General features: G+C 63.3%; 6 protein-coding genes. 1 reads left to right on the top strand and 5 read right to left on the bottom strand.

Annotated elements, in window-relative coordinates; all coding sequences use genetic code 11:
* Positions 1 to 420 precede the first annotated feature (420 nt).
* From NKI50_RS18250 to mnmE, 5 genes are all read right to left on the bottom strand, one after another.
* On the bottom strand, positions 421 to 1302 hold the full coding sequence (locus tag NKI50_RS18250; protein WP_023718749.1) for a ParB/RepB/Spo0J family partition protein: 882 nt from the start codon (positions 1300 to 1302) through the stop codon (positions 421 to 423).
* A gap of 45 nt (positions 1303 to 1347) precedes the next feature.
* A complete protein-coding gene (locus NKI50_RS18245; protein WP_352717260.1) occupies positions 1348 to 2148 on the bottom strand; it encodes a ParA family protein in 801 nt (266 codons plus the stop codon).
* Between the two features lie 37 nt (positions 2149 to 2185).
* The gene (gene rsmG, locus NKI50_RS18240) at positions 2186 to 2824 is read right to left on the bottom strand and encodes a 16S rRNA (guanine(527)-N(7))-methyltransferase RsmG (RefSeq protein WP_352717258.1); all 639 of its coding nucleotides are present in this window, start codon (positions 2822 to 2824) and stop codon (positions 2186 to 2188) included.
* Complete coding sequence (gene mnmG, locus NKI50_RS18235) at positions 2821 to 4710, bottom strand: tRNA uridine-5-carboxymethylaminomethyl(34) synthesis enzyme MnmG (protein ID WP_352717256.1); 1890 nt, start codon at positions 4708 to 4710, stop codon at positions 2821 to 2823. The genes rsmG and mnmG overlap by 4 nt, the downstream gene beginning before the upstream one ends.
* Before the next feature lie 424 nt (positions 4711 to 5134).
* Positions 5135 to 6463, bottom strand: a complete 1329-nt coding sequence (gene mnmE / locus NKI50_RS18230; RefSeq protein WP_352643005.1) for a tRNA uridine-5-carboxymethylaminomethyl(34) synthesis GTPase MnmE — start codon at positions 6461 to 6463, stop codon at positions 5135 to 5137.
* 59 nt (positions 6464 to 6522) lie between these two features.
* Between mnmE and NKI50_RS18225 the strand changes: the two genes are divergently transcribed.
* On the top strand, positions 6523 to 8541 hold the full coding sequence (locus tag NKI50_RS18225) for a thioredoxin domain-containing protein (protein ID WP_352717254.1): 2019 nt from the start codon (positions 6523 to 6525) through the stop codon (positions 8539 to 8541).
* Positions 8542 to 8698 lie beyond the last annotated feature (157 nt).

The raw sequence follows: 8698 nt of genomic DNA, 5'->3' as shown, positions 1-8698 counted from the left end.
CGGTGCGTGGCGTTGGGCGCGCGTGGATCAGGCACCGCGCCAAAGTAGCTCTCAAGGCAGGAAATGGCAGTCGCTCCTTCGCTCACCTGCCTCTCCAAAGAATCCTTTCTCAGCCTAAACTCAACCCCAAAATCGCCATATGCGATTCCCCTGCCCTTGAGGGGGAGATGTCGCCGAGGCGACAGAGGGGGTCACAGCGCGTGGAACGCCAGCGCCTTCCGCGACAGACGACGTGGGCGCTTGATTTGAGACGACCCCTTCTGGCCTGCCGGCCATCTCCCACTCAAGGAGGGAGATTAACCGCTTCGAGCGATTTCGCCAATCACCGGCGCGGTTGTTCTCCTATTAGAAGACGGAACTGCCAATCTTAGGACCAAAATTTATTTGCCGGCTAAAGGTCATGGCATTTTGGCAACCCACCTACTCCCGCTTCAGCCTGCGGCAAAGCTCATCGAGTTGCTCCAGCGTCCGGTAGGCGACGCTGATCACGCCGCCGCGCTGGTTGTGCTCGATCGTGACGATCATGCCGATCGTGCTGGTCATCTGCCGCTCCAGCGCCAGTGTATCGGCATCCTTTTGCGGCGGTGCGGCGGGTTGGCGTTTTGCCGCCGGCGCGCCGACCGGCATCTGCGCCAGCGCCTCGGCCTGGCGCACCGAAAGCCCCTCATCGATGATCCGCTTGGCGAGCCCGGCCGGGTCGTCGGCCGTCACCAAGGTACGGGCGTGGCCGGCCGACAGCGCCCCATCGACCAGCATGTCGCGAATGACGTCGGGCAGCTTGAGCAGCCTCAGCGTGTTGGCGACATGGCTGCGGCTCTTGCCGATCACCTGGCCGAGATCGGCCTGGGTATAGCCGTGGTCGTCGATCAGCTGCTGGTAGCCCAGCGCTTCCTCGACCGGGTTGAGGTCGGTGCGCTGGACGTTTTCGATGATCGCCAGTTCGAGCGCCGTGCGATCGTTGACATCGCGCACAATGATCGGGATTTCGGTCAGCCCGGCGCGTTGCGCCGCACGCCAACGACGCTCGCCGGCGATAATCTCGTAGCGGCCCGTTTGGGTTTTCGACGGCCGCGCCACCACCGGCTGCACCACGCCGTGTTCGCGGATCGACTGGGCGAGGTCGGTCAGGTCGGCGTCGCCAAAATGCCGCCGCGGGTTTTTCGGGTTAGGGCTGAGGAACTCGATCGGCACCTTGCCGTCGGCCGCCAGCCCCGGCTTTTCCGGTGCCGCCGGGCGATCGATTTCGCCGATCAGGGCCGCCAATCCCCGGCCCAGTCTCTTTCTCGAAGGGTCTTCGTTCATCGTCCGTCCAGATCGTTTCGGTATCGAATCGCTTGTTGGCTACTGTTAGGCGGCACGCAATTTGCGCTCGCGGCGGATCACTTCCGAAGCAAGCTGCAGATAGGCCTGGCTGCCCGAGCATTTGAGGTCGTAGAGAATCGCCGGTTTGCCATAGGACGGCGCCTCGGAAACGCGGACATTGCGCGGGATGACGGTTTCATAGACCTTATCGCCCATATGCGCCCGCACATCCTGCACCACCTGGTTGGCGAGATTGTTGCGCCCGTCGAACATCGTCAGCACGATGCCCTGGATCGTCAGATCGGGGTTGATCGAACGGCGCACCTGCTCGACCGTTTCCAAAAGCTGGCTCAGGCCCTCCAGCGCGAAAAACTCGCACTGTAGCGGCACCAGCACCGAATCGGCCGCGGCCATCGAGTTCAGCGTCAGCAGATTGAGCGAGGGCGGGCAGTCGATCAGCACATAGCCGAAATTGGCCGAACGCTCGGCCGAAGCCCGCAGCGCATTGCGCAGCCGCAGCACCCGATCCGGCGCCGAGGCGATTTCCATCTCGATGCCGAGCAGGTCGAGTGTCGACGGCACGATCGACAGGCCGGGCACCGCCGTCGGAATCGCCGCCGCTTCCAGGTCGAGTTCGCCGGTCAGCACATCATAGGAGGAGACGGTGCGGTCGCGCCGGTCAATGCCAAGCCCGGTGCTGGCGTTGCCCTGCGGATCGAGATCGACGATCAGCACCTGTTCGCCTATGGCGGCCAGCGCGGTGCCCAGATTGATGGCCGTCGTCGTCTTGCCGACGCCACCCTTCTGGTTGGCGACGGTGATGATTCGGGGGCCGTTCTTCATCATGGGTCTATGCCAGAAATTCATTCGGGGTCGCCAGTCACTAGCCAGGGTGCTGTCGCAAGTCGGATATTTCGAGAACGACGCCCTGCGCGTCGGTTACACTGGTATGTTCTACCAGATCGAAAGACCATCGTTGAGCGCTTTCTGCCACTTCGGCGCGGTAATCCCGGCCTTTGTGAAACAGGCCGCGCGCGCCCTTCGTCAGCCACGGCGCCGCCAAGTCGAGCAAGGTCGGCAACGACGCAAGCGCCCTGGCCGTGACGATTTGTGGTGCAGGAACAAGAGGATAGCTGTCGTCTATGCGCCGCGCGATGACCTTGGCAGGCAGGCTGAACTGTCCGACGACCGCTTGCAGGAACGATGCTTTTTTCCGGTTGCTTTCAACCAGGTCGATGCTGGCCCCTTCACGCTCGACCAGCAGAAAGGCCAGCACAAGCCCGGGAAAACCGCCGCCGGAGCCGAGATCGACCCAGCGCTTCGCGTCCGGTTTGATTCGCGCCAGCTGCGCGCTGTCGAGGATGTGGCGGCGCCAGACATCGTCCTGCGTCGATTGCGCGGCTAGATTGATCCGGCGATTCCATTTCTGGAAGGCGGCCTCAAACTCGACCAGACGACCGAATGTTTCACGTGAAACCGGGCCTGCTGCCTGTTGCAGGTTCGCCCAGGACGCAGCGCTCACGCGACCTGCTTTCGCGCGGCCGCCTCGGCGGTGCGGACATGCGCGACGATAATCGCCAGCGCCGCCGGCGTCATGCCTTCCATACGCTGCGCGTCAGCGATGGAACGCGGCTGGCGTGCCAGCATCTTCTGCTTCAACTCATTGGACAGGCCGGGAACAGAAGCAAAGTCGAGCGACTCGGGAATAAGCCGGCTCTCCTCATGCCTGATCTGCGAGACGTCGGCCTGCTGGCGGTCGAGATAGACGGAATATTTGGCTTCCGTTTCAAGACGTTCGGCCGTTTTGGCGTCGATAGCGCCAAAAGCAGGTTCGATGCGCCCCAGCCAGGCGATATCGACGCCGGGATAGGCCAGCAACTCATAGACCGAGCGGCGCACGCCGTCCCGGTTGATCTCGAGCCCATGGCGCGCCGCCTCATTGGGGGTCATCGTGGTGCCGAGGGCGAGCTGCCGCGCCTTCTCAAGGTCTTGCACGACAGTGTTGAACCGTTGCGTTCGCTCCGGCGAGGCGATCCCCAGTCTCATCGCCAGCGGCGTCAGCCGCTCATCGGCATTGTCCGCACGCAGCGACAGCCGGAACTCGGCCCGCGAGGTGAACATGCGGTAGGGCTCGGCGATGCCGCGGCTGGTCAAGTCGTCGACCATCACGCCGATATAGGCTTCGGTGCGGCTTAGCACGATTTCATCGCTCGCCGACGCCTTGCGCGCTGCATTCAAGCCGGCAAGCAGCCCTTGCGCGCCAGCCTCCTCGTAGCCGGTGGTTCCGTTGATCTGGCCGGCGAGGTAAAGCCCGGCGATCCGCTTGGTTTCCAGCGTCGGCTTGAGTTCGCGTGGGTCGACATGGTCATATTCGATGGCATAGCCGGGCTGCAGCATCGTTGCCCGCTCCAGCCCCGGAATGGTTTTCAGGATGTCGAGCTGTACGTCCTCGGGCAGCGAGGTCGAGATGCCGTTCGGGTACACCGTGTCGTCGTCGAGCCCTTCTGGCTCCAGAAAAATCTGGTGGCCTTCGCGGTCACCGAACTTGACGATCTTGTCTTCGATGGACGGGCAATAACGCGGCCCGACGCCTTCGATTGACCCCGAATACATAGCCGAGCGGCCAAGATTGGCGCGAATCAGCTCATGCGTGACATTGGTCGTGCGCGTAATCCCGCAATGGATCTGCGGGTTTTCGATGCGGTCGGTGAGCAGCGAGAACGGCACGGGATCTTCATCCGCCGCCTGGCTCTCAAGCGACGCCCAATCGATCGTCCTGCCGTCCAGCCGCGGCGGCGTGCCGGTCTTCAGCCGCCCGAGCCTGAAGCCGGCGCGGCTCATCGTCGCCGACAGGCCGATGCTCGCTTGCTCGTTCATGCGGCCGGCGACGATCTTCTTCTCGCCAATATGGATCAGCCCGCGCAAAAAAGTGCCGGTCGTCAGCACCACGGCACCACAGGCGAGCCTGCTTCCATCCGCCAGCAGCACCGCCGCGATGCGCCCATCGTCGATTTCTCCGTCATTGATGTCGAAGTCCAGCACCTCGCCTTCAATGACATCGAGGCCGGCCTGCTGGCGGATTGCCGCCTGCATGGCGAGCCGATAGAGCTTCCTGTCGGCTTGCGTCCGCGGACCGCGGACCGCTGGCCCCTTACGACGGTTGAGCAGACGGAACTGGATGCCGGCCGCATCGGCGACGCGCCCCATCAGCCCGTCCATGGCATCGATCTCGCGAACCAGATGGCCTTTGCCGAGGCCGCCAATCGCCGGGTTGCAGGACATCACACCGATCGTGTCGAAGCGCAGCGTCACCAGCGCGGTTCTGGCGCCGGCACGCGCGGCAGCACTGGCCGCCTCGCACCCAGCATGGCCGCCACCCACCACAACCACATCATAGCGATTGGTCATCTGTATCTTCCGATTCAAATCTGCCGACACATGTGCCCGCCCGGACGAGCTGTCAAGAACAGAGAGGCTTCAGGCGCATAACTGCGCTGACCATTGCAGATAGAGAACGCCCGGCGCTGCCCTGTCTTCCTTCTCCCCTTGTTTGTTGTGGGAGAAGGTGGATTGGCGCGCGGCGCCAAGACGGTTGAGGGGTGCTGGACGGAGCACCGTCGGTGCCAAGCTGGAACACCCCTCATCCGACCGAGCTTCGCTTGGCCACCTTCTCCCACACGGGGAGAAGGCGAGAGCCGCACCTAACCCCTCAACCTGCAGCACCTGCGACATTTGCACAGCGAATCGTTTCACGTGAAACAATGCCCTCCACTGACCGCCCAGCGTTTCACGTGAATCACTGGGGCGTATTCTTCCCAATGTTTCACGTGAGTCACTTGCCGATACAGAATTGCGAAAAGATCACGTCAAGCATATCCTCGACATCGACCGCGCCGACGATCCGTCCGAGCCGATCCGCCGCCAGGCGCAGTTCCTCGGCCCGCAATTCCTGTCCGCGATCACTACTTGCCACTGCCGCAAGCAGGAAGCGTTTCGTCTCATTGAGCAGCTCGACGTGCCGCAGCCGCGATGGCAGGATATCGCCGGCCTGGCCGATCTGCGCTGCGGCGTGCCGCCCGATCTCGTCCAGCAATTCGGCCACTCCCGTGCCGTCCCGCGTCGAGATAGCGATATCATAGTGCGCCCTGGGCGAGGGTGATTTGCCCCTCAGCAGATCAACCTTCGTTCCGACCCTCAGCGCCGGAATCGCGCGCGGCAGCACACCGATCGCCATTGGCTCCGCCATATCCTCAAGCAGCAACAGCAGGTCCGCACTGTGCGCCTTGGTCCTGGCCTTCTCGATGCCGATCGCCTCGATCTTGCCGGGCGCCTCGCGCAGACCGGCGGTGTCGGTTACCCGGACCCACACCCCTTCGAGGTCCAGCACCACCTCGAGCAGGTCGCGGGTCGTGCCCGGCTCATCGGTGACGATCGCCGCCTCGCGCCGCGCCAGAGCGTTGAACAGGCTGGATTTGCCGGCATTCGGCGCACCGAGGATGACGACTTCGAACCCGTCGCGAATGATTTCGGCAGCGCGGAAGCCGGCGACATGGCGCTCGATCTCGGCGATCATGGCCCGCACGTCGGACCAGACTGTGTCGGCGACCGAACCCGGCACGTCGTCCTCGTCGGCAAAATCGATCTCGGCCTCGATCATCGCGCGGGCGTGGATCAGCCGTCGGCGCCAGCCCAGATAGAGTTCGCTCTGCACGCCTTCGGCATTGTGCACGGCAAAGCGCCGCTGCGCCTCGGTGTCGGCATTGATGAGATCGGCCAGCGCCTCGGTTTCGACCAGATCGAGCTTGCCGTTGACAAAGGCGCGGCGGGTGAATTCACCCGGCTCGGCATGCCTGACGCCGTCGAAGGAGGTGATCGTTTCCAGCATCTTCGCCACGACGGCGCGTCCGCCATGCACATGGAACTCGGCAACGTCCTCGCCGGTAAAACTGTCGGGACCGGCAAAGAAGACGACCAGGCCGCTGTCCAGCACCGATCCGTCCGGCGCCCGTAACTTGCGATAGCTAGCAACGCGGTTCGGCACGGCCGATCCGGCAATCGTTTCGACTACGAATCGACTCTGCGGCCCCGAAATTCGGATCACCGCAATGCCGGCCGGCAGGCGCCCGCTCGACAGTGCCACGATGGAGTCTTTTGAAATCATTTGCCCGCCCTGCCGAAGCGCCCTAGCTATGCCTGTTCAATCCACCATCGAGTTGCGCCGTGACATTGCCTGCACAAAACCTGCTTGCCGAAGAGGCCAGTCCCTATCTGCAGCAGCACAGCGGCAATCCGGTGCACTGGCGGCCATGGTCGCCTACCGCTCTGGCCGAAGCACAGGCGCTGCAGCGTCCGATCCTGCTGTCAGTCGGCTACGCTGCCTGCCACTGGTGCCACGTCATGGCGCATGAGAGCTTCGAGAACGACGGCGTCGCCGCCGTCATGAACCGTCTCTTCGTCAATATCAAGGTCGACCGCGAGGAGCGCCCCGACATCGACCAGATCTACATGGCGGCGCTGTCCTCGATGGGCGAGCAGGGCGGATGGCCGCTGACCATGTTCCTGACGCCGGACGGCAAGCCGTTCTGGGGCGGCACCTACTTCCCTCGCGAAGCCCGCTACGGGCGCCCGGGCTTCGTCCAGGTGCTGGAGGCGGTCGACAAGGCTTGGCGGGAGAAGAAAGAAAGCGTTAACCAAAGCGCCGACGGTTTGACTACGCATGTCGAGGCGCGGCTGGCGGGCAGCCGTGCCAAGGCCGTACTCGACAGCGACACGCTAGCGAAGCTCGCCAACGGCATTGATGGCATGATCGACCGCGAGCTGGGCGGCCTGCGCGGCGCACCCAAATTCCCCAACGCGCCGTTCATGCAGAGCCTCTGGCTGTCCTGGCTGCGCGACAGCACCGCAGCCCATCGTGACGCCGTTCTCCTCAGCCTCGAAAAGATGCTGGCCGGCGGCATCTACGACCATGTCGGCGGTGGCCTCAGTCGCTACTCGACCGACGCCGAATGGCTGGTGCCGCATTTCGAAAAGATGCTCTACGACAATGCCCAACTCGTCCGGCTGTGCAATTGGGCCTATGCGTCAACCGGCAAGGAATTGTTCCGGTTGCGAATCGAAGAGACGATTGCCTGGCTGTTGCGCGAAATGCGGGTCGAGGGCGGTGCCTTCGCTGCCAGTCTCGATGCCGACAGCGAAGGGGAAGAAGGGCTGTTCTATACCTGGAGCAAGGATGAGGTCGAGCTTGCCCTTGATGACGAATCAGCATTGTTTTTCAACTACTTCACACTTGCCGACCCGCACGGCTGGGAGGGCAAGCCGATCATCCGCCAGACAGAAGCCCAGCAGACGCAAAGTGTGATCGACCGCCAACAGCTCGTCCCGCTGAAAGAAAAATTGCTCGCGGCGAGGGCACAGCGCATCCGGCCAGGGCGTGACGGCAAGGCCCTGACCGACTGGAACGGCTTGATGATCGCAGCCCTTGCCGAGGCCGGGCGATCGCTTGGCCGATCCGACTGGATCGAAGCGGCGGCAGCGGGCTTTGCCGCCATTGCGGGCGCCGGACGTGACGGCCGCCTGCCGCATTCGATGCTCGGCGCAAAGAGGCTGTTCCCGGCTCTTTCGAGCGACTATGCCGCCATGACCAATGCGGCGGTCTCGCTGTTCGAGGCGACCGGCAATCCCGACTATATCGATCGCGCCGGGAACTTCATTGAGCAACTCGATCTCTGGCACCGGGACAGCGACAAGACCGGCTACTATCTGACCGCATCGAACAGCACGGATGTGCCGATCCGCATCCGCGGCGATGTCGACGAGGCCATTCCTTCCGCCACTGGGCAGATCATCGAAGCCATGGTCCGATTGTCGTCGCTGACCCGCGATCTCGAACTCTGGGAAAAAGCCTGGACAGTCGCCGAGCATGCGGCCGGGCGGGCGGAGCACCAGCCCTATGGCCAGGCAGGAATCGTCAATGCCTGTGCCCTGGCGCTCGAACCGCTGAAACTGGTGATCGTGGATAAACCCGAGAATCCAAGGCTTGTTCCGGTTGCGAATCGAAATCCGGACCCACGTCGGGTGGACATCGTCGTGCCTGTTGGCTCGGCGACAAATCTGCCGGCCTTGCCGGGCGGCGTCCTGCCGCCAACGGCCGAGCCCGGCGCCTGGCTGTGCACGGGGCAGGTCTGCCTGCCGGTGGCAACGGAAGCTGAAGAGCTGGAAGGGTTATTGCGCCGAAGATAGGATTCGTAATCCTATGGCGAAGCAAGGAGTGAAGCGACGCAGCGCAGACCATAGGATCCATGCCGTGACTTTCGCGCGCTGCAACGGCGCAAATTCTGCTCCGCTGCTTTCTCCGGTAGAGCTCACGGCATGGATCCTCGGGCCAAGCCCGAGGATG

Source organism: Mesorhizobium sp. M0563 (assembly GCF_040321065.1).
Classification (GTDB): domain Bacteria; phylum Pseudomonadota; class Alphaproteobacteria; order Rhizobiales; family Rhizobiaceae; genus Mesorhizobium.
Note: the sequence above shows the minus strand (reverse complement) of the source record. Positions and strands in the feature narration are given on the sequence as shown.

Excerpts from the sequence above, each read along its gene's own strand:
- NKI50_RS18250 (WP_023718749.1), bottom strand. The coding sequence starts at position 1,302 with ATGAACGAAGACCCTTCGAGAAAGAGACTGGGCCGGGGATTGGCGGCC.
- mnmG (WP_352717256.1), bottom strand. The coding sequence starts at position 4,710 with ATGACCAATCGCTATGATGTGGTTGTGGTGGGTGGCGGCCATGCTGGG.
- NKI50_RS18245 (WP_352717260.1), bottom strand. The coding sequence starts at position 2,148 with ATGATGAAGAACGGCCCCCGAATCATCACCGTCGCCAACCAGAAGGGT.
- mnmE (WP_352643005.1), bottom strand. The coding sequence starts at position 6,463 with ATGATTTCAAAAGACTCCATCGTGGCACTGTCGAGCGGGCGCCTGCCG.